Raw genomic sequence first — 19,226 nt, 5'->3', positions numbered from 1 at the left:
CCTAAGCATTGCTCAGACAAAACGGAGAGGCAGGCTTGGCGATCAACCGGAAGGGAACGCGCATCGGGCGCACGGTGCGGATGGTGGCGCTGCTGGGCGCAGCCGGCTTGCTGGGCGCGGGTGCGACGGCGGAGCCGCCGCAACAGTCGGCCGTGACTGCGCTGCGGATCGATGCAGACGCCGTGATGCGCGCCCGGTTCGGCAACGACGCGCCCTGGTATCGCGACAATATCCCACTGTTCGAATCGTCCGATCCGAAGCTCGACGCGGTCTATTACTATCGCTGGAAGCTGTTCCGCGCCCACCAGCGCGACCTGGGTGAAAAGGGCTATATCAGCACCGAGTTCATGGACGATGTGGGCTGGCAGCGCGAACCCTATGCCAGCCTGAACGACGCGACCGGCTTCCACCTCTACGAAGGCCGCTGGCTGCGCGATCGCCGCTATGCGGGCGATTACATCGACTTCCTCTACCAGGACGGCGGCAACGACCGGCATTTCAGCGAAGCGATCGCGGATGCCACCTACGCGCGCTTCCTGGTCGACGGCGACCGCGCCGATGCGGTCCGCCACCTGTCCGCGATGCGCCACATCTACGGCCTGTGGGACGACAAGTTCGACTTCACCAAGGGGCTCTACTTCATCGAGCCGCTGCTCGATGCGACCGAATACACCATCTCGTCGATCGACGCCTCAGGCGGCAAGGACGGGTTTCGCGGCGGCGATTCGTTCCGGCCGTCGATCAACGCCTATATGTTCGCCAACGCGCGCGCGATCGCCCGCCTGTCGGCGCTTTCAGGCGATGCGAAAACCGCCGCCGACTATGACGCGCGTGCCGACCGGCTGCGCACCCGCGTCGAGGAAGCGCTGTGGAGCCCGAAGCTCGGCCACTTCATCGACCGGTACAAGGTCGACAACGAGCATGTGAAATACTGGGAGCCGATCCGCGGGCGCGAGCTCGCCGGCTATGTGCCCTGGACCTTCGGCCTGCCTAGCAACGACCCGCGCTTCGCCACGGCTTGGAAGCACCTGCTGTCGCCGCAGGGCCTGGGCGGCCCGTTCGGCATGCGCACGGTGGAGCCGAGCTACCCGCATTACATGCAGCAGTATCGCTACGAAGGCACTGCGCCCGAATGCCAGTGGAACGGACCCATCTGGCCATTCCAGACGACGCAGACGCTGACCGCCATGGCCAATCTGCTGCGCGACTATCGCCAGGACGTCGTCACCCGCGCCGACTATCTGCGCCTGCTGCGCCAATATGCGCAGCTCCACTATCAGGGCGACCGGCTCGACCTGGAGGAGGATTATCACCCCGACACCGGCAAGCCGATCGTCGGCCTGGCGCGCAGCCACCATTATTTCCACTCGGGCTTCACCGACCTGGTGATCGCCGGCCTGGTCGGCCTGCGCCCGCGTGAGGACGATGTGCTCGAGGTCGACCCGCTGGTGCCCGCCGGATCCGGGCCGGACACCCTTCAGTGGTTCCAGTTGCAGGACGTACCCTATCATGGGCGGCTGGTGACGATCCGCTACGACGCCGACGGCAGCCACTACCGCCAGGGTGCGGGCCTGCGCGTGCTGGTCGACGGGCAGGAGGTCGCCCGCAGCTCCAAGGCCGAGCGGATCGAAGTGCCCATCGCGCGCCGCGCCGCGCCTGCCCGCGCGACCCGCATCGACCACGCCGTCGAACTGGTCCGCGGCCAATTCCCCAAGTCGAGCGCGTCGAGCGGCACGCCCGAGCGCATCCACGACGCCGTGGACGGCCGCGTGGTGTTCTTCCCCGAAAACGATCACGGCTGGAGCAGCCAGGCCGGCGAACGCGCACCCTGGTTGCAGGTCGATCTCGGCAAACCAACCGAGCTTTCTTCGGCCGAGCTCGCCTTCTTCGCCGATGCCCAGCACGCGGCGCCGGCAAGCTACGCGATCGAGGCGCAGGTCGACGGCCGCTGGCAGAGGGTCCAGGCTGAGCAGAACGCGCCGCTCGCCAACGGCATCACCAATGCCCGCTGGTCGCCGCTGCGCGCCACCGCAGTGCGGGTGCGGATGCAGGTACGGGGCAAGCCGGTGCGGCTCGTGGAGCTGAAGCTGTTCTGAAACGCGTACCCCGGCGGCGGCCGGGGTCCAGTTGGAAGCGCCTCGGAGGAGCCCGGAGCCGCAGTGGCACCGCAACTGGACCCCGGCCCTGCCGGGGTACGGGGAACGGGAACGGAACGGGAATCGTGCTCCTGCGCAGGCAGGAGCCCAGGGTTTCACGCACCGACAGACGTGGTTCTGCTTGGCCTGGATCCGCCTGCGCGGGGATACACCGGGCGCCGATCGGAAAGCCTATCGCGCCGCCTTGCGCAGCGCGAGGCGGACGAGCGCATCGAGGCTCGCGCCTGCGTCGAGTTCCTCTGCGGCCGCCTCCACCGCGCGCGCGGCTTCGGCCGGCTTGAAGCCGAGGTTGAGCAGCGCCGACACCGCATCGGCGCTTGCGCCGCCTGCCGGTATCGTGGCGCCGGCGACGCCCGCGAGCCCGGGCGCGATGCCGCCGACCTTGTCCTTCAGCTCCATGGCGATGCGCTGGGCGAGCTTGGGCCCCACCCCATTGGCGCGGCCGATGCTGGCCTTGTCGCCCTTGGCGATGGCGGTGCGCAGCTCGTCGGGGGCGAGCACCGAGAGGATCGCGAGCGCGACCCGCGCTCCCACGCCCTGCACACCGGTCAGCAGCCGGAACCAGTCACGTTCGTCGGCAGTGGCGAAGCCGACCAGCCGGATGAAGTCCTCGGCCACCAGCATCTCGGTGTGGATGGTGACGTGCTCGCCCACCCCGCCCAGCGCCTGCAGCGTGCGGGACGAGGCGCCGACCAGATAGCCGACGCCGCCTACGTCGATCACCGCGTGGTCGATGCCCGTCGACTCGAGCCGACCTTTGAGATGCGCGATCATGCCCCCACTCCCGTCCGTCGGGCGCGCGCATGGGCGCTCGCCAGGTGATGCGCATGGGTGATCGCCACCGCCAGCGCGTCGGCGGCATCGGGCCCGGCGAGCTTCACGCCCGGCAATAGATGCCCGACCATCGCCTGGATCTGCCGCTTGTCGGCGCCGCCGGTGCCGACCACCGCCTTTTTGACCACGCTCGGATGATATTCGCCGATCGCCAGTCCCGCGGTGGCGGCGGCGAGCAGCACCACGCCGCGCGCCTGCCCCAGCTTGAGCGTCGACTGCGCATTGCTGTTGCCCAGCACCTCCTCGGCCGCAGCGCTCTCGGGACGCTCCGTGCGGATCACCTCGCCCAGCGCCCCGAACAGGTGCGACAGACGCCTGGGAAGTTGCATCGACGGATCGGTGCGGATCTGCCCGTTGGCGACGTGGCTCAGGCGATTGCCGTCCGCGCGGATCAGGCCCCAGCCGGTGGTGCCGAGGCCGGGGTCGAGACCGAGGATCACCACCGGACCGCTCCTCCCCAGCATGGGGAGGGGGACGAGCCGCAGGCTGGTGGAGGGGGGGCGCCGCCAGCGCCCCGGCGGTGGAAGCCCCCCTCCACCGCTCTGCGAGCGGTCCCCCTCCCCGTCCCGGGGAGGATCAGACGCATCAGCCGAGCTTCTCCATTACCGCGTCGGAGACTTCGTAGTTGCCCCACACGGTCTGCACGTCGTCGTCGTCGTCGAGCGCGTCGATCAGCTTGAACAGCGTCGCGGCGTCGTCCTCGGTCACTTCGACCATGGTCTGCGGCTTCCAGGCGAGCTTGGCGCCCTCGGCCTCGCCCAGCACCGGCTCCAGCGCCTTGGCGACTTCGTGCAGGTCGCCCTGCGCGGTCCAGATCTCGTGCCCGTCCTCACTGGAGGTGACGTCCTCGGCACCGGCTTCCAGTGCCGCCTCGAACACCTTTTCGGCGTCGCCGGCGCTTGCCGGATAGTTGATGAGGCCGACGCGGTCGAAGCCGTGGCTCACCGATCCGCTCGCGCCCAGGTTGCCGCCGTTCTTCGACACCGCGGTACGCACGTTGGTGGCGGTGCGGTTGCGGTTGTCGGTCAGCGCCTCGATGATGAGGGACACGCCGCCCGGGCCAAAGCCCTCGTAGCGGATCTCCTCGTAATTCTCCATGTCGCCCTTCGACGCCTTGTCGATCGCGCGCTGGATGTTGTCCTTGGGCATCGACTGCGCCTTGGCGGCGTTCACCGCCGCGCGCAGGCGCGGGTTCATGTCGGGGTCCGGCAGACCCATCTTGGCCGCGACGGTGATTTCGCGGCTGAGCTTGGAGAACATGCCCGAGCGCTTCTTATCCTGCGCGCCCTTGCGGTGCATGATGTTCTTGAACTTGGAATGGCCTGCCATGTGCTCTCTCGAATCCAGGGGCAGCCGGCTTCCCCGGGAAGCGGGCCGTCAATGCATAGACGGGTAGAAGAAACACCGCCCCCGAGACAAGCACAGTGCCTGTCCCGCGCGGCCGGGGCGGGAACGGCGCCCGCAGGCGCCGTCGATCAGATGCCGAGCGCCTGCTTGTAGGTTTCCAGCAGCATGTCCGCCTCGTCGCGGTGATGCTTTTCCATCCGGCGCAGGCGGATGATCGATCGCATCGTTTTCACGTCGAAGCCGGTCGACTTCGCCTCGGCATAGACATCCTTGATGTCGTCGGAGATGCCCTTCTTCTCCTCTTCCAGCCGCTCGATGCGCTCGATCAGAAGGCGCAGCTGCTCGGCGGAGATATTGTCGCTCATGATGGTCCTGTGGAATCTGTGGTGAACCGGGGCGTCTAGGCGATCCCCCGCCACCGCTCAACCGGTGCGTGAGGCTCGCGCGCTTCGTCCGGCCTTCAGGCGAGGTCGGTCGGATTGCGCGCCAGGCTTTCCTGCATGCGCGCGAGCTGCGCCTCGGTTGCCGGCGGCTGGTGGCTGGCCTTCCACTCGGCATAGGGCATGCCATAGATCAACTCGCGCGCGGTTTCCCGGTCGATCGGCTGCTCCGCGCGGATGCTCGCGTCCTCCACCCATTCCGACAGGCAGTTCCGGCAAAACCCCGCCAGCCCCATCAGATCGATGTTCTGCGCGTCCGAGCGATGGCGCAGATGGCGCACCAGCCGCCGGAACGCGGCCGCAGCAATCCTGTCATCAAGATGGTCGATGTCTGCCATTTACGCCCTCCAAAGGTTGATCCGGATCGAAGAACAGGTAGAGCCGGTGGCTCGAAAACCAAGGATCGAGGATGACAAAGGCTTTTACGCCCCGCTCGCGCAAAGTCCGCGTGCTCGCGACACTGGGCCCGGCCAGCAACACTCCGGAAATGATCGCCCGGCTGTTCGAAGCCGGTGCAGACGCGTTCCGGATCAACATGAGCCACGGCGACCAGGCGTCGAAGCTCCCGGTGATCGCGGCGATTCGCGCGCTCGAAAAGGAATATAACCGCCCCACCACGATCCTTGCCGATCTTCAGGGTCCGAAGCTGCGCGTCGGCCGCTTCGCCGAGGGCAAGGTGATGCTGGAGACCGGCAGTCAGTTCATCCTCGATCGCTCGGACGCGCCGGGCGACGCCACGCGCGTCGAGCTTCCCCACCGGGAGATTTTCGCCGCGATCACGCCGGAGGCTCGGCTGCTGCTGGACGACGGCAAGCTCGTGCTGCGCGTCGTGGAGCATGACGACACCCGCATCGTGACCCGGGTCGAAGTCGGCGGCATGCTCTCCAACAACAAGGGCCTGAACGTTCCGGACGTGGTGCTGCCTATGGCGGCGCTGACCCCCAAGGACATCAGCGACCTTCACTTCGCGGTGGACGCGGGCGTCGACTGGATCGCGCTCTCGTTCGTCCAGCGGCCCGAGGATCTGGCGGACGCCCGCAAGCTCATCCAGGGGCGCGCGGCGCTGCTCGCCAAGATCGAGAAGCCGTCGGCCGTCGTCCGACTGGAGGAGATCGTCGAGCAGTGCGACGGCGTCATGGTCGCGCGCGGCGACCTGGGCGTCGAGCTGCCGCCCCAGTCGGTGCCGCCGCTCCAGAAGCGGATCGTCGAGACCGCGCGTCGCCTGGGCCGCCCGGTGGTAGTCGCGACCCAGATGCTCGAATCGATGATCACCTCGCCGTCGCCGACCCGCGCGGAAGTGTCGGACGTGGCGACGGCGGTCTACGACGGCGCCGACGCGATCATGCTGTCGGCGGAAAGCGCCGCCGGCTCCTGGCCGGCCGAGTCGGTCGCGATGATGGACGCCATCGCCAATTCGGTGGAGCGCGATCCCGGCCACGGCGACCGCGTCCACTTCACCATCACGCGTCCCGATCCGACCACGGCCGACGCGCTCGCCGAAGCTGCCAAGAACATCGCCCGCACGGTCGATGCCAAGGCGATCCTGTGCTTCACCATTTCCGGCTCGACCGCGCGGCGAATCGCACGTGAGCGTCCGGGCGTGCCGATCATGGTGCTGACTCCGAAGCTGGAGACCGCACGGCGACTCGGCCTGTTGTGGGGCGTCCACGCGGTCCACACCCGCGACGTAGGGTCGTTCGAGGAGATGATTGCCAAGGCGAAGCGCATGATGCTGCGCCATCACATGGCCGGCGCCACCGACCGGGTGGTGGTCTGTGCCGGCGTGCCGTTCGGAACGCCGGGCTCCACCAACGTGCTGCACGTGGTGCGGCTGATCGGCGACGAGCTCAAGAACTACGAGAAGAACAAGGCCTGAGGCCGACCCGGTGCTCCCGGAAAGCGGGAGCACCGGGTATGCGAACGCCAGCGCCTGTGGCCCTGGGCTCCTGCCTGCGCAGGAGCACGTGCCTGTTATTCGGGCAGCAACCCCAGCCGCACCAGTTCGGCGCGGAAAGCCGCAGCGTCCGAGAAATGCACCGCGCGAAGGCCCGCGGCATCGGCGGCGGCCACGTTGGCGAGGTTGTCGTCCACGAACACCGCCTCGCCCGGAGCCAAGCCGAATCGGCGCAGCGCCAGCGCGTAGATCGCCGGATCCGGCTTCACCAGCTTCTCGTCGCCCGACACCACCACGTCGCGGAACCGGTCGAACAGTTCGGGCGCGGTCGCGCGGAACGGCGGCCAGAACTCGCCGGAAAAGTTGGTGATCGCGTAGAGCGGCACGCCCGCGGCATCCAGTTCCGCGACGATCTCGGCCATGCCGGGCACGGGCCCGCCGATGCTTTCGTTGAAGCGTGGCCCCCAGGCGGCGATCAGCGCTTCATGCTCCGGATAGAGCGCGATCAGCTCGTTCGAGGTCTCAGCGAAGGGGCGGCCGGCATCATGCTGGAAATGCCATTCCTGCGTGACGACGTCGCGCAGAAACGCCGCGAGCGCCTGATCGTCGTCGATCAGGCGCTCGTAGAGGAACCGAGGGTCCCAATGGTAGAGGACGTTGCCGACGTCGAAGACGACGGCCTTGACCGGGTTCGGCACGTCGACCGTCACCGAACCGGCAAGATCAGCCCTGGCGTGCCTTGAAACGGCGATTCGTCTTGTTGATGACGTAGATACGGCCGCGGCGGCGGATCACGCGGTTGTCCCGGTGGCGATCCTTGAGCGACTTCAGGGAGTTGACGATCTTCATGACCGGGTTCGCTTCTCGAAATTTGGGCTGACAAAAAGAGGCGCCCGCCTAGAAGCTGACGGCTTCCAAGTCAAGGATGGCGGCATTGGAGCGGATGCGGCAAGCCGCGCGTTGAACACGGCACGACGATTCGGGCCGCACAGGAGCCAAGGCATGAACAAGCTCGTACTGGCGCTTACCGCAGGGATCGCAAGCCTTACCGCGGGCTGTGCGACCACCCAGCGTGCCGCGCCGATCGATGTGACCCGCTTTCACCTCGGTTCGCCCGTAGAGCCGGGCAGCTTCACGATCGAGCCGCTCCGCACCAACGCGACCATCAGCCCCGAGTACCAGACCTATGCCGACGCGGTTTCGCGCGAACTGAGTCGCCTTGGCTTCACGCCTACGCGCACCACGGTGAGCAGCGATTCGCGCTATGTCGTCTCGGTCGCCTTCCTGCGCGCCACCCGCGGCTATGTGGAAAAGCCTGCACCCTTTTCCGTGGGCCTGGGCGCCGGCGGCGGCAGCTTCGGCCGGCGCTCGGGCGTGGGCGTCGGCGGCGGCGTGACCCTGCCCGTCGGCGGCGGCCGCCAGCAGGCGGTGATCGGCTCCGAGCTTTCCGCCCAGATCCGCCGCCGCGCGGACAACACGGTGGTCTGGGAAGGCCGCGCGATGACCGAGTCGCTGGAGGGCAAGACGTCGAGCCAGCCGATCACCGTGGCGGACAAGCTTGCCCGCGCCTTGTTCCAGGGCTTCCCCGGAGAGTCGGGGATCACTACCACGGTCAAATGAGCATCACCGTCAACGCCGCCTTCGACAGCGGCAACATCCGCCTCACCGGGATCGAGGGCGACACGCTGAACCTGGAGATCGTGCGCGATCACCAGTCCGACTTCTATCAATGGTTCCACTTCCGGGTCGCCGGCGCCAAGGGGCGCCGGCTGACCTTCCGAATCACCAATGCAGGCGGCTCGGCCTATGCGTTCGGCTGGCCCGGCTACCGCACGCGGATGAGCACCGACCGCGTGGCATGGCGGCAGGTCGCCGACACCGACTATGCCGATGGCGTGCTGCGCTGGACGGCGGAGATCGACAGCGACCTCGTGTGGTTCGCCTATTTCGCACCCTACACGATGGAGCAGCACGACGCGCTGGTGGCGCGAATCGCTGGCGAGCCCGGCGTTACCGTGCGCGAGCTGGGCCAGACGCTCGACGGCCGCGCGATCGATTGCCTGACGATCGGCACCGGCCCCAAGCAGGTGTGGTTCTACGCGCGCCAGCATCCCGGCGAATCGATGACCGAATGGTTCATGGAAGGCGCGCTGGAAAAGCTGGTCGACCCGAACGACGCGACCGCGCAGGCGCTGCGCGAAAAGGCGACGCTGCACCTGGTGCCCAACATGAACCCGGACGGCGCGTTCCGTGGCCACCTGCGCACCAATGCGGCCGGCGTGAACCTCAACCGCGAGTGGCATACGCCGACGCCCGAGCGCAGCCCCGAAGTGCTGTGCGTGCGCAACGCCATGGATGAGACCGGCGTCGTCTTCGCGATGGACGTCCATGGTGACGAGGCGATCCCCGCCAATTTCCTCGCCGGCTATGAGGGCATTCCCGCCTGGACCGATCCGCATGGCGAGAAGTTCTACGAATATGGCCGGCGGCTCGCCGCGGCGACGCCCGACTTCCAGCTGGAGCTTGGCTATGTGAAGTCCGCACCCGGCCAGGCGAACCTGTCGATGTCGACCAACCAGCTCGCCGAACGCTTCGGCGCGGTGTCGATGACACTGGAGATGCCGTTCAAGGACCATGGCGCGAACCCCGATCCGGAGTTCGGCTGGTCGCCCGAGCGCTCCAAGAAGCTCGCGCATTCCTGCCTCGACACGCTTGCCGGGATGATCGACGAGCTCTGATCCGTCCGTCCTGCCGTACCTATTTTCTCAAGGAGCCCCGATGCCCAGCCTCGTCCTCATTCGTCACGGCCAGTCCGCCTGGAACTTGGAGAACCGCTTCACCGGCTGGTGGGACGTCAACCTGACCGAGCAGGGCATCGCCGAGGCGACGGCGGCCGGCGAGCTGATGGCGGCCAAGGGCCTCGACTTCGACCAGTGCTTCACCAGCTTTCAGACGCGGGCGATCAAGACGCTCAACCTGGCACTGGAGTCGATGGGCCGCCTGTGGCTGCCGGTCGAGAAGGACTGGCGGCTCAACGAGCGGCACTATGGCGGCCTGACCGGCCTCGACAAGGCCGAGACCGCCGCCAAGCACGGCGAGGAGCAGGTCAAGATCTGGCGCCGCAGCTTCGACATCCCGCCGCCCCTGCCGGAGGCGGGAAGCCCCTATGACCTCAGCAACGATCGCCGCTATGCCGGCATCGCCGTACCCGCGACGGAGAGCCTGAAGGACACGATCGCGCGCGTGCTGCCCTATTGGGAGGCGCGGATCGTACCCGAGCTCCAGGCCGGCAAGCGCGTGCTGATCTCCGCGCATGGCAATTCGCTGCGCGCGCTGGTGAAGCACCTGTCCGGCATCTCGGATGCGGATATCGCCAGCCTGGAGATCCCGACCGGGCAGCCGCTGGTCTATGAGCTGGACGAGGCGCTCAACGCCACCGACCGCTACTATCTGCGCGACCGGTAAGGCCGTTTCGCAGCGTGGCACCTCGGGCAGGGCTTCCGGCCTTGCCCGGTGCCGTGCCGCTCTCTAGGAAGCCGGCTTCCTCGCATTCGGGACAGCGATGGCAGACCAACCTCTCGTCGGCATCATCATGGGCAGCACCTCCGATTGGGAGACGATGCGCCATGCAGCAGACGTGCTCGACGCCTTGGGCGTCCCGCACGAGACCAAGGTGGTGTCCGCGCACCGAACGCCGCGGCGTCTGGTCGACTATGCCGAGGGTGCGGCGGGACGTGGGCTGAAGGTGGTGATCGCCGGTGCCGGCGGGGCTGCGCACCTGCCGGGCATGGCCGCCTCGATGACGCGGCTGCCGGTGCTGGGCGTGCCGGTGGAATCCAAGGCCTTGAGCGGCATGGATAGCCTGCTCTCGATCGTGCAGATGCCGGCCGGAATTCCGGTGGGCACCCTCGCGATCGGCCGCGCCGGCGCCGTCAATGCCGGGCTGATGGCAGCGGCGATCCTGGCCGTCTCCGACGATGCGCTCGCCGCCCGCCTCGACACCTGGCGCGCCGCCCAGACCGACAGCGTGGCGATCGATCCGCAATGACCCACGCGCCCGGCGCCACCATCGGCATCATCGGATCGGGCCAGCTCGGGCGGATGATCGGCATGGCCGCTGCCCAGCTCGGCTATCGCATCCATGTCTATGCGCCCGATACCGGGCCCGCCAATGACGTAGCCGCCGCGCACACCCGCGGTGCCTATGACGACGGCGCAGCACTGGCGCAGTTCGCGGCAGAGGTCGACCTCGTCACCTACGAGTTCGAGAACATCGCCGCCGAACCGATCGCGACGCTCGAGGAACAGGTGCCGGTCCACCCCTCCTCCCAGTCGCTGCGCGTGGCGCAGGATCGCATCGCGGAGAAGCGCTTCGTCGAGGGTCTCGGGGGCCGGCCCGCCCGCTGGGCGGCGGTCGCCAGCCGTGCGGAGCTGGACGCGGCGATCGCCACCATCGGCTGCCCCGCGGTGCTCAAAACGACGCGCTTCGGCTATGACGGCAAGGGCCAGGCGCGGCTGGCAAGGCCCGAGGACGCGGACGCCGCCTGGGCGGCGATTGGTGACGGCCCTGCGATCCTCGAGGCGTTCGTTCCCTTCACCCACGAATTCTCGATCATCCTGGCGCGCAGCCCGGATGGTACGGTGGTCAGCTATCCGCCGGCGTGCAACGTCCACAAGGACGGCATCCTCGATACCTCGACCGTCCCCGCTCCGGCGGAAGTCGCCGCGCAATGGACCGAGGCGGCAGCCCTCGCCGGCCGCGTCGCCGAGGCGCTCGGCCATATCGGGGTGCTCACCCTCGAATTCTTCTGCGGTCCCGAAGGCCCGGTGTTCAACGAGATGGCACCGCGCGTCCACAACTCCGGCCATTGGACGATCGAGGGGGCCGAAACCTCTCAGTTCGAGAACCATGTACGCGCGATCTGCGGCCTGCCGCTGGGCCCCGTGCGGATGACGGGCCGCGAGGCGGTGATGACCAACCTGATCGGCGAGGACGCCGACGCCTGGCCCGAGCTGATGGTTGAGCCCGGCGCGCACCTCCACCTCTACGGCAAGCGCGAAGTCCGTGCCGGTCGCAAGATGGGCCACGTCACGCGAGTCGTGCGGGACTAAGCTTCGCGGGGCGCTGCTCGCCCCTGCAAGTCCAAGCGTAACCCTCACTTGGAGCGTCGCCATCTTCGGCGCCGGTCGTCTCCGTATTGGCCGGCCCGCGCGGAGGTACGCACCTCCCGCACGCGCTCCATTTCCAGATGCGCGCCGCGCAACTGCCGGCAAGTTCATTGCATTTGCTGCAATCGCGCCGAAACGCCACATGGAGGGGGACAGATGCTGCACCGCAGCAAACATCCACGAGGTCCACCATGTTCAGCCTGATCGCGCTGTATTTCGCCTATCGCAACCAGACCGTCGGCGCGCACATCGCACCGGTCTCCAAGACCACTGCTGCCAACGACCGCGCGATCGTCGCCGAGTTCGCCAAGGCCGCCTGACGCCCGCGCCGCAACCGCGCGGCGCACTCCCGACGGGCGGAGCCGCGGCTCCGCCCGCGAGGGCTCAGCCCTCTACCCCGAGCTGCCATAGGACGAACGCCATTTCCTCGGCGGCTTCCTTCAGGCTCTCCCACCGGCCCGATTTGCCGCCATGACCTGCGCCCAAGTTGGTCTTGAGCAGCAGCACGTTGTCGTCGGTCTTGGTGAAGCGCAGCTTCGCGGCCCATTTGGCCGGCTCCCAATAGGTTACCCGCGGATCGTTCAGTCCGCCCGAGATGAAGATCGGGGGATAGGCCTGCGCCCGGACGTTGTCATAGGGGCTGTAGGAGCGGATCAGCTCGAACGCCGCCTTGTCCTCGATCGGATTGCCCCATTCCGGCCATTCGCCCGGCGTCAGCGGCAGCGTCTCGTCCAGCATCGTGTTGAGCACGTCGACGAACGGCACGCTCGCGACCACCGCGCCCCAGAGCTCGGGGTCGGAGTTCACCACCGCGCCCATCAGCTCACCGCCGGCCGATCCGCCGGCGATGGCGATGCCGCCTTCATGGGTGAAGCCGTGGGCGATCAGCCCGCGCGCCACGTCGACGAAGTCGTTGAAGGTGTTGGTGCGCTTCTCGAGCTTGCCGTCGAGATACCATTGCTGGCCGAGATCGTCGCCGCCCCGAATGTGCGCGATGGCGAAGGCAACGCCGCGGTCCAGGAACGACATGCGGCTGGTCGAGAAGCCCGGCGGCACCGCATAGCCATAGGCGCCATAGGCATAGAGGTAGAGCTTGCCCGTGCCGTCGCGCGGGAAGCCGTTGGGATAGACCACCGACACCGGCACTTTCGTACCGTCGCGGGCGGTGATCTTCAGCCGCTCGGTCGCGTACTTCGACGCGTCATAGCCGCTGGGGATGGTCTGGACCTTGAGCACGCGCTGCTCGGCGGTGGCGACGTCATATTCGATGACGGTGCCGGGCGTGACCATCGATTCATAGCCGAGCCGCAGCTTGTCCACGGCGTACTCGGGGTTGTCGCCGAGCCCCACGACATAGCTCGCCTCCGGGAAAGCGATCGCCGTCCCCTCGCCGCCGTCGTAGCAATGGAGGAAGATCTGATCGAGCCCGTCCTCGCGCCCCTCGACCACGAAGAAGTCGGCGAAAGTGGTGACGCCGGTCATGTAGAAATGGTCGCTTGGCCCCAGGCGCTCGGTCCATTCGGAGGGGCGCTCCAGCGGTGCGGTCACCAGCCGGAAGTTGGGATCGGTGTCGTTGGTGTGGATGAACAGCGTGCCGTCATGCTCCTCCACGTCATATTCGACGTGCGGCTGGCGGGCGCGCACCAGGATCGGCTCGGCCGTCGGGTCGTCGGCCGGAATCAGCCGCACTTCGCTGGTGACGTGATCGCCCGCCGAGATCACCAGGAAGCGGCGCGACTGGGTCTCGCCCACGGACACGCGCCAGCCCTCGTCCGCCTCATGATACAGCTCGACGTCCTGGTCGATCGGCGTGCCGAGGCGATGCAGCCGGGCATTGTCGGTCCGCCACTGGTCGTTGGCGAGACCATAGAGGAAGCCCGACGAGTCGGCGACCCAGACCAGCTCGGACAGCGTGCCCGGAATCACGTCGTCCAGCAGCGCGCCGGTGGTCAGGTCCTTGACCCGCGCCTCGAACCGTTCGGAGCCATTGTCGTCGATCGCGTACGCCAGGTAGCGGCCGTCCGGGCTGACCGACAGCGCACCCAGCCGGAAATATTCCTTGCCCGCGGCCAGCGCCGGCTCGTCCAGGATCAGCTCGTCCGCGCCGCCCGACACGGGCTTGCGCCACCAGCGGCGGTACTCGCCACCGGTTTCGAAGTCGGACCAGTAGAGCCAGTCGCCGTCCTTCTGCGGGACGGTGGCATCGTCCTCCTTGATCCGCCCGCGCATCTCCTCGAACAGCCGGTCGGTTAGCGGCTGGTGCGGCGCCATCACCGTCTCGAAATAGGCGTTCTCCGCCTCCAGATAGGCGAGCACGTCCGGGTCGGTGACTTCCGGATAGCCGGCGTCGCGCAGCCAGGCCCAGGGGTCCTCTACGGTGATGCCGTGGCGTTCGAAGCTGTGGGGGCGCTGCTCTGCGATGGGGGGCGTCGGGTGGTTCATGCCCGCCCATGTGGGCCGGGACGCCTGCGAAGTCGAGGGGAGGCAACGCTTGCATCTATCGTGCTCCTGCGCAGGCAGGAGCTCAGGGATGAAGGGCAGCACGCCGCTCCCTTTCCGTACCCCGGCGCACGCCGGAGTTCAGTTGGGAAAGCCTCACCGTTCGCGCGCCTCCGCCAGACCATCGCGACTGGGCCCCGGCCTTCGCCGGGGTACACGGCTGGCTGGGATTCAGGACGTTCCTAGCGCCCGCTCTCCAGCGCCAGTCGCTCGCGCAGGTTCGCCAGTTCCACTGCCGAAGCACGGGGCCGCTCCGGCGCCGGCTTGCCGTCGCGCAGCCGCGCCCGGTCCTTTTCCGGCGGCTCGACCCGGCGCACGCGCACCGCGGCATAGCCCTGCGTGCGGATGCCGAGCTGCTCGGCCGCGCCCCGGCTCAGGTCCAGGATGCGCCCGCGCGAAAAGGGTCCGCGATCGTTGATCCGCAGCAAGATGGTGCGCCCGGTGTCGAGCGCCGTCACCTCGACATAGCTCGGCAGCGGCAGGGTGGTGTGCGCGGCGGTGATCCCCTTGGGCCGGAAGCGCTCACCGTTCGCCGTCTGGTTGCCGGACTCATTGCCGTACCAGCTGGCATAGCCGACCGCGTCGTAGCTCGGATCCTCCGCGGGCGTGTAGCGGATGCCTCGCACCGTATAGGGCTTGCCGATCTTGACCGGCGTGTCGCTCACCGGCCGGAAGTGCTTGCCGCCGCACGCGGCCAGGAGCGGCACCGCGAGCAGTGCCAGCCACGTCCCCCTGCGCATGGACGGGAGGGCGGACGGCATCTGGATCGCGTCGGGCATGCGGGCGGGGTATCGCAGCCGGCGGGGCGAATGAACCCCGAAGCGGTGAGCCGAGTCCGGGTGCGGCCCTGTCGCCCACCGGCTGAATCTGGCACAGCACGGCCTTCCGCAGCCGTGGGGCATCCCCCGGCGCCGCCCCGACCGCCAGATGGATTGCCGATGCCTGCTTATTCCGAACGCCTCGCCACCCTCCGCACCCGGCTCGCGCAAGAAGGGCTCGACGGTTTCGTCGTGCCGCTGACGGACGAGCATATGAGCGAATATGTCGGCGGCTATGCGCAGCGGCTCGCATGGCTCACCGGCTTCCAGGGCTCGGCCGGTACCGCGGTGGTGCTGGCCGGCGAGGCGGCGATGTTCACCGACGGCCGCTATACGCTGCAGGTGCGCGAGCAGGTCGATGGCGCCGACTGGACCTATGCCCAGGTGCCGCAGGAAAGCATCGCCGGCTGGCTTGCCGGCCATGCGCCGCAGGGCGGCCGGATCGGCTATGATCCGTGGCTGCACACCCGCGAGTGGGTGGAGCGGACCGCGGCCGCCCTCGCCCCGCGCGGCGGCACGCTGGTGCCGGTCGCGGCGAATCCGATCGATGCGCTCTGGGCGGACCGGCCGGAGCCGTCCGACGCCCCCCTCGCCGTGCAGCCCGACACCCTCGCCGGCCGCAGCGCCGCCGACAAGCGGGCGGAAATCGCCGACTGGCTGCGCGCCCAGGGCGCCGACGCGCTGGTGCTCTCCGCGCTCGATTCGGTCGCCTGGGCGTTCAACGTGCGCGGCACCGACGTGACCCACACGCCGGTCGCGCTCTCGTACGCGCTGGTCGCCGAGGACGGCACCGCCGAGCTGTTCGTGGCGCCCGACAAGGTCGGCGACGACGTCCACCGCCACCTGGGCAACGCCGTGCGCGTCCGCGACAAGGCGGAGTTCGCATCCGCCTTGCGCACCCTTGCCGGCAAGCGGGTCGCCGTCGATCCCGAGCGGGCGGTCGCGGCGATCTTCGACGCGCTCGACGCGGGCGGCGCCACGCTGCTGCCGATGCGCGATCCGGTGGTATTGGCCAAGGCGATCAAGAACCCGGCCGAGATCGCCGGCCACCATGCCGCCCAGGCGCGCGATGCTGCAGCACTGGTGCGCTTCCTGAAGTGGTTCGAGGAAACCGCGCCTGCCGGTACGCTGACCGAACTCGACGTCGTCGCACGGCTCCACGATTTCCGCGCCGAGACCGGCGTGCTCAAGGATGAGTCGTTCGAGACGATCTCCGCCACCGGCGCGCACGGCGCCAGCCCGCACTACAAGGTCACGGACGAATCGAACGCGCCGATCCTGCCGGGCCAGTTGTTCCTGATCGATTCGGGCGGGCAGTACGCCGATGGCACCACCGACATCACCCGCGTGATGCCAGTGACCGAGCCCACGGCCGAGATGCGCGACCGCTTCACCCGCGTGTTGAAGGGCCACATCGCCGTCGCCACCGCCATCTTTCCGGACGGCACGACGGGCGCGCAGATCGACGCCTTCGCCCGCCGCCCGCTGTGGGAGGCCGGCCTCGATTTCGCGCATGGCACCGGCCACGGCATCGGCGCCTATCTGTCGGTCCACGAAGGCCCGCAGCGCATCGCCCAGCCCACCTACCCCGGTGCCGGCCCGCTGGAGCCGCTGCGCGCCGGCATGCTGCTCTCCAACGAGCCCGGCTATTACAAGGCCGGCGAGTACGGCATCCGCATCGAGAACCTGATGCTGGTGGTGGAGCACACGCCTGCGGGTGGCGATGCGACGATGCTCGCGTTCCAGACGACCAGCTTCGTGCCGATCGAAAGGCGCCTGATCGAGCCTGCGCTCCTCACCCCGGCCGAGCGCGCGTGGCTGGACGCCTACCACGCCGAGACGCTGCGTCGGGCCACGCCGCTGCTGGATGCGGACACTCGCGCTTGGCTGGAGGAGAAGTGCGCACCGATCGGGTGAGAGACCGGGATACGCATGCTCCCGTCTCCCTGGCGAACGTTAGCGTGACCGGGGTCGGGTATCCGCCCTCTTCAGCGGTCCCGATCCTCCTGCGACCGGCCAGCGCGCTCCTCGACGGGCGCAGGCGTCCCTTCCCCCGCGCGGGCCTGTGCCTTGCGCCGCCGCAGATTGTCGCGCAGCGCCTGCGCCAGCCGGGCCTGTTTTTCGGGGTCGTTCATCGCGCTTCGCATAAACCGCGCAATGCCGGGTTGACAATCATCCGCGCCCCGCACATAGGCGCCCCTCCGCTGGCAACTGCCGGCGTGTGCTGCCGTAGCTCAGTGGTAGAGCGCATCCTTGGTAAGGCTGAGGTCGTGAGTTCAATCCTCACCGGCAGCACCATTTTCTCCTAGAAAATCAGACACTCCCTTCGGGGACCCGCCCCACGCACCAAGACGCGCGCGGCGCGCTTTCGCGCGTCGCGTTCAGGCTGCAGGCTTAGGGAACAGCGGCGGCGCAGACCTGCTGCACCGCCGCCGGAAGGATCAGTGCGCGGCGCTGGTGTCCGCCGCGCGGCGCGGCCGGGGGGCCAGCCAGATGATCATCGCCGCCCCGAAGAAGGCCAGGGCCGACAAGAGGAAGATGTGGGTGGTGGCGAGCGCCATCGCCTCCTTGTCCACCAACTGCGCCACGATCGCGCGCACCTGGTCGAGCGGCATGCCCTGCGCGCTCAGCGCGTCGATGGTGTGGCCATCGTTGAGCCGGCCGGTCACCTCGCTGCGCGCCACGCGGGAGCTGTCGTCCCACATGGTCGTCACCACGGAGGTGCCGATCGCGCCCGCCATGGTGCGCAGGAAGCTCATCAGGCCGGCGGCAGCCGCCGTCTCCTTAGGGTCCACCGATCCCAGCGCCAGCGTCATCAGCGGCACGAAGAAGAACGGCATGCCGAACCCCTGGAGCAGCTGCGGAAAGGCGAGCGTCCAGAAATCCGCGCCGCTGTTCCACTGCGTGCGCAACAGCGTCGTCATGCCCAGCCACACGATGCCGAAGCATACCAGCCCGCGCGGATCGACCTTGGTCGAGAGCTTTGCGACGATCGGCGACATCACCACCGCCGCCACGCCGTTGAACGCCGTCGCATAGCCCGCATAGGTCGCGGTGTATCCCAGGCTCGTCTGCAGCCACTGCGGGATGATGACGGCGGAGGCGAAGAAGGTGCCGAAGGCGAAGAACAACGAGGTGACCGCCACCGTATAGCCGCGGTGCCGGAACACGCGCAGGTCCACGATCGGTTCGGCCTCCGTCGCCTCCCAGGCCAGGAATACCAGGAAGCCGACACCGGCGATCACTGCCAGTCCGACGATCATCGGATCCGCGAACCAGTCATGCTCGCGTCCCAGGTCCAGCATGATCTGCAAGGCGCCGATCCATAGCAGCATCAGCATCAAGCCGATCTTGTCGACGCGCAGCGGCTGGGTCGGCGTCTCGGCATGGCGCAGCAACCGCATCGCGCCGAATGCGCAGAGGGCCGCCACGGGGATGTTGATGAAGAAGATCCAGTGCCACGACCAGCTGTCGCTGATCGTGCCGCCCAAGATCGGCCCCAGGATCGGCGCGACGACAGTGGTCATCGACCAGGCGCCCATCGCCTGGGCGCGCTGGTCGGGGCGGAAAATGCGCATCAGCAGCGTCTGCGACAGCGGCATCAGCGGCCCGCCGCACAGCCCCTGCCCGATCCGGCACGCGATCAGCATGCTCAGGCTGGTCGAAAGTCCGCACAGCACCGAAAAGATGCCGAAGCCGATCATGCCGACCGTGAACACCCGCACCGCGCCGAACCGGCCGGAAAGCCAGCCGGTGAGCGGCACGCACACGGCCTCCGCGACCGCATAGGAGGTGATGATCCACGTCCCCTGGCTGCCCGAGATGGCGAGGCTGCCGGAAATGTGCGGCACAGAGACGTTGGCGATGGTGGTGTCGAGCACCACCATGAAGTTGGTGAGCGCGAGGACCGCGCCCGCAAGCAGCAGCCGCACGCCCGTAAGGGGCGTGGGCGACTCGGCCTTGGCGTTCATGGGCCTGTCCTTAAAGCGGTTGCGAGGCAGGTGGCATCAGCTGCCGGCTCGGCAACCGCGACAACAAAAGGAAACCAGAGCGGCGATCCGGGGAAGCC

Annotated in this window: 20 protein-coding genes and 1 tRNA gene; 10 read left to right on the top strand and 11 right to left on the bottom strand. The window is 68.2% G+C overall.

Features of this window, described 5'->3' with window-relative positions:
- Positions 1–35 precede the first annotated feature (35 nt).
- Positions 36–2,096 (top strand): MGH1-like glycoside hydrolase domain-containing protein, encoded by a 2,061-nt coding sequence (locus tag VPH46_RS08220; RefSeq protein WP_416610374.1) that lies wholly within the window; start codon positions 36–38, stop codon positions 2,094–2,096.
- Between the two features lie 231 nt (positions 2,097–2,327).
- Here the strand turns inward: VPH46_RS08220 and ruvA are convergent, their stop codons facing one another.
- From ruvA to VPH46_RS08195, 5 genes are all read right to left on the bottom strand, one after another.
- Positions 2,328–2,930 (bottom strand): Holliday junction branch migration protein RuvA, encoded by a 603-nt coding sequence (ruvA, locus tag VPH46_RS08215; RefSeq protein ID WP_416610372.1) that lies wholly within the window; start codon positions 2,928–2,930, stop codon positions 2,328–2,330.
- Positions 2,927–3,454, bottom strand: a complete 528-nt coding sequence (ruvC, locus tag VPH46_RS08210; protein WP_416610370.1) for a crossover junction endodeoxyribonuclease RuvC — start codon at positions 3,452–3,454, stop codon at positions 2,927–2,929. The genes ruvA and ruvC overlap by 4 nt, the downstream gene beginning before the upstream one ends.
- 121 nt (positions 3,455–3,575) lie before the next feature.
- Positions 3,576–4,319: a YebC/PmpR family DNA-binding transcriptional regulator gene (locus tag VPH46_RS08205; RefSeq protein WP_125959345.1), complete on the bottom strand. Its 744-nt coding sequence runs from the start codon at positions 4,317–4,319 to the stop codon at positions 3,576–3,578.
- A gap of 146 nt (positions 4,320–4,465) precedes the next feature.
- Positions 4,466–4,702, bottom strand: a complete 237-nt coding sequence (locus VPH46_RS08200; protein WP_125959346.1) for a DUF2312 domain-containing protein — start codon at positions 4,700–4,702, stop codon at positions 4,466–4,468.
- 95 nt (positions 4,703–4,797) lie between these two features.
- Positions 4,798–5,115 (bottom strand): DUF1244 domain-containing protein, encoded by a 318-nt coding sequence (locus tag VPH46_RS08195; RefSeq protein WP_317893416.1) that lies wholly within the window; start codon positions 5,113–5,115, stop codon positions 4,798–4,800.
- Positions 5,116–5,186: 71 nt separating this feature from the next.
- Between VPH46_RS08195 and pyk the strand changes: the two genes are divergently transcribed.
- Positions 5,187–6,653, top strand: a complete 1,467-nt coding sequence (gene pyk, locus VPH46_RS08190; protein ID WP_416610367.1) for a pyruvate kinase — start codon at positions 5,187–5,189, stop codon at positions 6,651–6,653.
- Positions 6,654–6,748: 95 nt separating this feature from the next.
- Here the strand turns inward: pyk and VPH46_RS08185 are convergent, their stop codons facing one another.
- Together VPH46_RS08185 and ykgO are read right to left on the bottom strand one after the other, a co-directional pair.
- A complete protein-coding gene (locus VPH46_RS08185; RefSeq protein WP_416610365.1) occupies positions 6,749–7,381 on the bottom strand; it encodes an HAD family hydrolase in 633 nt (210 codons plus the stop codon).
- Positions 7,382–7,394: 13 nt separating this feature from the next.
- Positions 7,395–7,520: a type B 50S ribosomal protein L36 gene (ykgO, locus tag VPH46_RS08180; RefSeq protein ID WP_055755695.1), complete on the bottom strand. Its 126-nt coding sequence runs from the start codon at positions 7,518–7,520 to the stop codon at positions 7,395–7,397.
- 153 nt (positions 7,521–7,673) lie between these two features.
- Here ykgO and VPH46_RS08175 point away from each other — a divergent pair, with 153 nt between their 5' ends.
- From VPH46_RS08175 to VPH46_RS08150, 6 genes are all read left to right on the top strand, one after another.
- Entirely contained in the window at positions 7,674–8,291 is a 618-nt protein-coding gene (locus VPH46_RS08175) for a DUF4136 domain-containing protein (RefSeq protein ID WP_125959350.1), read from the top strand.
- The gene (locus tag VPH46_RS08170) at positions 8,288–9,409 is read left to right on the top strand and encodes a M14-type cytosolic carboxypeptidase (protein ID WP_416610362.1); all 1,122 of its coding nucleotides are present in this window, start codon (positions 8,288–8,290) and stop codon (positions 9,407–9,409) included. The genes VPH46_RS08175 and VPH46_RS08170 overlap by 4 nt, the downstream gene beginning before the upstream one ends.
- 40 nt (positions 9,410–9,449) lie before the next feature.
- On the top strand, positions 9,450–10,136 hold the full coding sequence (gpmA, locus tag VPH46_RS08165; protein ID WP_416610360.1) for a 2,3-diphosphoglycerate-dependent phosphoglycerate mutase: 687 nt from the start codon (positions 9,450–9,452) through the stop codon (positions 10,134–10,136).
- A gap of 97 nt (positions 10,137–10,233) precedes the next feature.
- Entirely contained in the window at positions 10,234–10,719 is a 486-nt protein-coding gene (gene purE / locus VPH46_RS08160; RefSeq protein WP_239434388.1) for a 5-(carboxyamino)imidazole ribonucleotide mutase, read from the top strand.
- The gene (locus tag VPH46_RS08155) at positions 10,716–11,783 is read left to right on the top strand and encodes a 5-(carboxyamino)imidazole ribonucleotide synthase (protein ID WP_416610358.1); all 1,068 of its coding nucleotides are present in this window, start codon (positions 10,716–10,718) and stop codon (positions 11,781–11,783) included. The genes purE and VPH46_RS08155 overlap by 4 nt, the downstream gene beginning before the upstream one ends.
- A 248-nt stretch (positions 11,784–12,031) precedes the next feature.
- Positions 12,032–12,160, top strand: coding sequence for a hypothetical protein (locus VPH46_RS08150; protein ID WP_272695160.1), 129 nt, complete (start codon positions 12,032–12,034; stop codon positions 12,158–12,160).
- Positions 12,161–12,224: 64 nt separating this feature from the next.
- On the opposite strand, the gene VPH46_RS08145 is transcribed toward VPH46_RS08150, so the two are convergent.
- Positions 12,225–14,282: a S9 family peptidase gene (locus VPH46_RS08145; RefSeq protein WP_416610356.1), complete on the bottom strand. Its 2,058-nt coding sequence runs from the start codon at positions 14,280–14,282 to the stop codon at positions 12,225–12,227.
- 239 nt (positions 14,283–14,521) lie between these two features.
- Positions 14,522–15,079 (bottom strand): septal ring lytic transglycosylase RlpA family protein, encoded by a 558-nt coding sequence (locus VPH46_RS08140; protein ID WP_132883401.1) that lies wholly within the window; start codon positions 15,077–15,079, stop codon positions 14,522–14,524.
- 198 nt (positions 15,080–15,277) lie between these two features.
- On the opposite strand from VPH46_RS08140, the gene VPH46_RS08135 reads away from it, so the two are divergent.
- The gene (locus VPH46_RS08135; protein WP_416610354.1) at positions 15,278–17,074 is read left to right on the top strand and encodes an aminopeptidase P family protein; all 1,797 of its coding nucleotides are present in this window, start codon (positions 15,278–15,280) and stop codon (positions 17,072–17,074) included.
- Between the two features lie 71 nt (positions 17,075–17,145).
- Here VPH46_RS08135 and VPH46_RS08130 read toward each other — a convergent pair whose 3' ends face one another.
- Positions 17,146–17,292, bottom strand: coding sequence for a hypothetical protein (locus tag VPH46_RS08130; RefSeq protein WP_416610352.1), 147 nt, complete (start codon positions 17,290–17,292; stop codon positions 17,146–17,148).
- An 88-nt stretch (positions 17,293–17,380) separates the two neighbouring features.
- Here VPH46_RS08130 and VPH46_RS08125 point away from each other — a divergent pair.
- Positions 17,381–17,455, top strand: a tRNA-Thr gene (locus tag VPH46_RS08125).
- 143 nt (positions 17,456–17,598) lie between these two features.
- Here VPH46_RS08125 and VPH46_RS08120 read toward each other — a convergent pair.
- Positions 17,599–19,128 carry a DHA2 family efflux MFS transporter permease subunit gene (locus VPH46_RS08120; protein WP_416610350.1) on the bottom strand — a complete coding sequence of 510 codons (1,530 nt, stop codon included), beginning with the start codon at positions 19,126–19,128 and terminating at the stop codon, positions 17,599–17,601.
- Positions 19,129–19,226: the final 98 nt, after the last annotated feature.

This window comes from Sphingomonas sp. MJ1 (PH-R8), assembly GCF_048058635.1.
Lineage (GTDB): Bacteria > Pseudomonadota > Alphaproteobacteria > Sphingomonadales > Sphingomonadaceae > Sphingomonas.
Note: the sequence above shows the minus strand (reverse complement) of the source record. Positions and strands in the feature narration are given on the sequence as shown.

Bases quoted from the DNA above. Each gene is read 5' to 3' on its own strand.
- ruvA (WP_416610372.1), bottom strand. From the start codon at position 2,930: ATGATCGCGCATCTCAAAGGTCGGCTCGAGTCGACGGGCATCGACCAC.
- ruvC (WP_416610370.1), bottom strand. From the start codon at position 3,454: ATGCTGGGGAGGAGCGGTCCGGTGGTGATCCTCGGTCTCGACCCCGGC.
- VPH46_RS08205 (WP_125959345.1), bottom strand. From the start codon at position 4,319: ATGGCAGGCCATTCCAAGTTCAAGAACATCATGCACCGCAAGGGCGCG.
- VPH46_RS08200 (WP_125959346.1), bottom strand. From the start codon at position 4,702: ATGAGCGACAATATCTCCGCCGAGCAGCTGCGCCTTCTGATCGAGCGC.
- VPH46_RS08195 (WP_317893416.1), bottom strand. From the start codon at position 5,115: ATGGCAGACATCGACCATCTTGATGACAGGATTGCTGCGGCCGCGTTC.
- pyk (WP_416610367.1), top strand. From the start codon at position 5,187: ATGACAAAGGCTTTTACGCCCCGCTCGCGCAAAGTCCGCGTGCTCGCG.
- ykgO (WP_055755695.1), bottom strand. From the start codon at position 7,520: ATGAAGATCGTCAACTCCCTGAAGTCGCTCAAGGATCGCCACCGGGAC.
- VPH46_RS08175 (WP_125959350.1), top strand. From the start codon at position 7,674: ATGAACAAGCTCGTACTGGCGCTTACCGCAGGGATCGCAAGCCTTACC.
- VPH46_RS08170 (WP_416610362.1), top strand. From the start codon at position 8,288: ATGAGCATCACCGTCAACGCCGCCTTCGACAGCGGCAACATCCGCCTC.
- gpmA (WP_416610360.1), top strand. From the start codon at position 9,450: ATGCCCAGCCTCGTCCTCATTCGTCACGGCCAGTCCGCCTGGAACTTG.
- purE (WP_239434388.1), top strand. From the start codon at position 10,234: ATGGCAGACCAACCTCTCGTCGGCATCATCATGGGCAGCACCTCCGAT.
- VPH46_RS08155 (WP_416610358.1), top strand. From the start codon at position 10,716: ATGACCCACGCGCCCGGCGCCACCATCGGCATCATCGGATCGGGCCAG.
- VPH46_RS08150 (WP_272695160.1), top strand. From the start codon at position 12,032: ATGTTCAGCCTGATCGCGCTGTATTTCGCCTATCGCAACCAGACCGTC.
- VPH46_RS08145 (WP_416610356.1), bottom strand. From the start codon at position 14,282: ATGAACCACCCGACGCCCCCCATCGCAGAGCAGCGCCCCCACAGCTTC.
- VPH46_RS08140 (WP_132883401.1), bottom strand. From the start codon at position 15,079: ATGCGCAGGGGGACGTGGCTGGCACTGCTCGCGGTGCCGCTCCTGGCC.
- VPH46_RS08135 (WP_416610354.1), top strand. From the start codon at position 15,278: ATGCCTGCTTATTCCGAACGCCTCGCCACCCTCCGCACCCGGCTCGCG.
- VPH46_RS08130 (WP_416610352.1), bottom strand. From the start codon at position 17,292: ATGAACGACCCCGAAAAACAGGCCCGGCTGGCGCAGGCGCTGCGCGAC.
- VPH46_RS08120 (WP_416610350.1), bottom strand. From the start codon at position 19,128: ATGAACGCCAAGGCCGAGTCGCCCACGCCCCTTACGGGCGTGCGGCTG.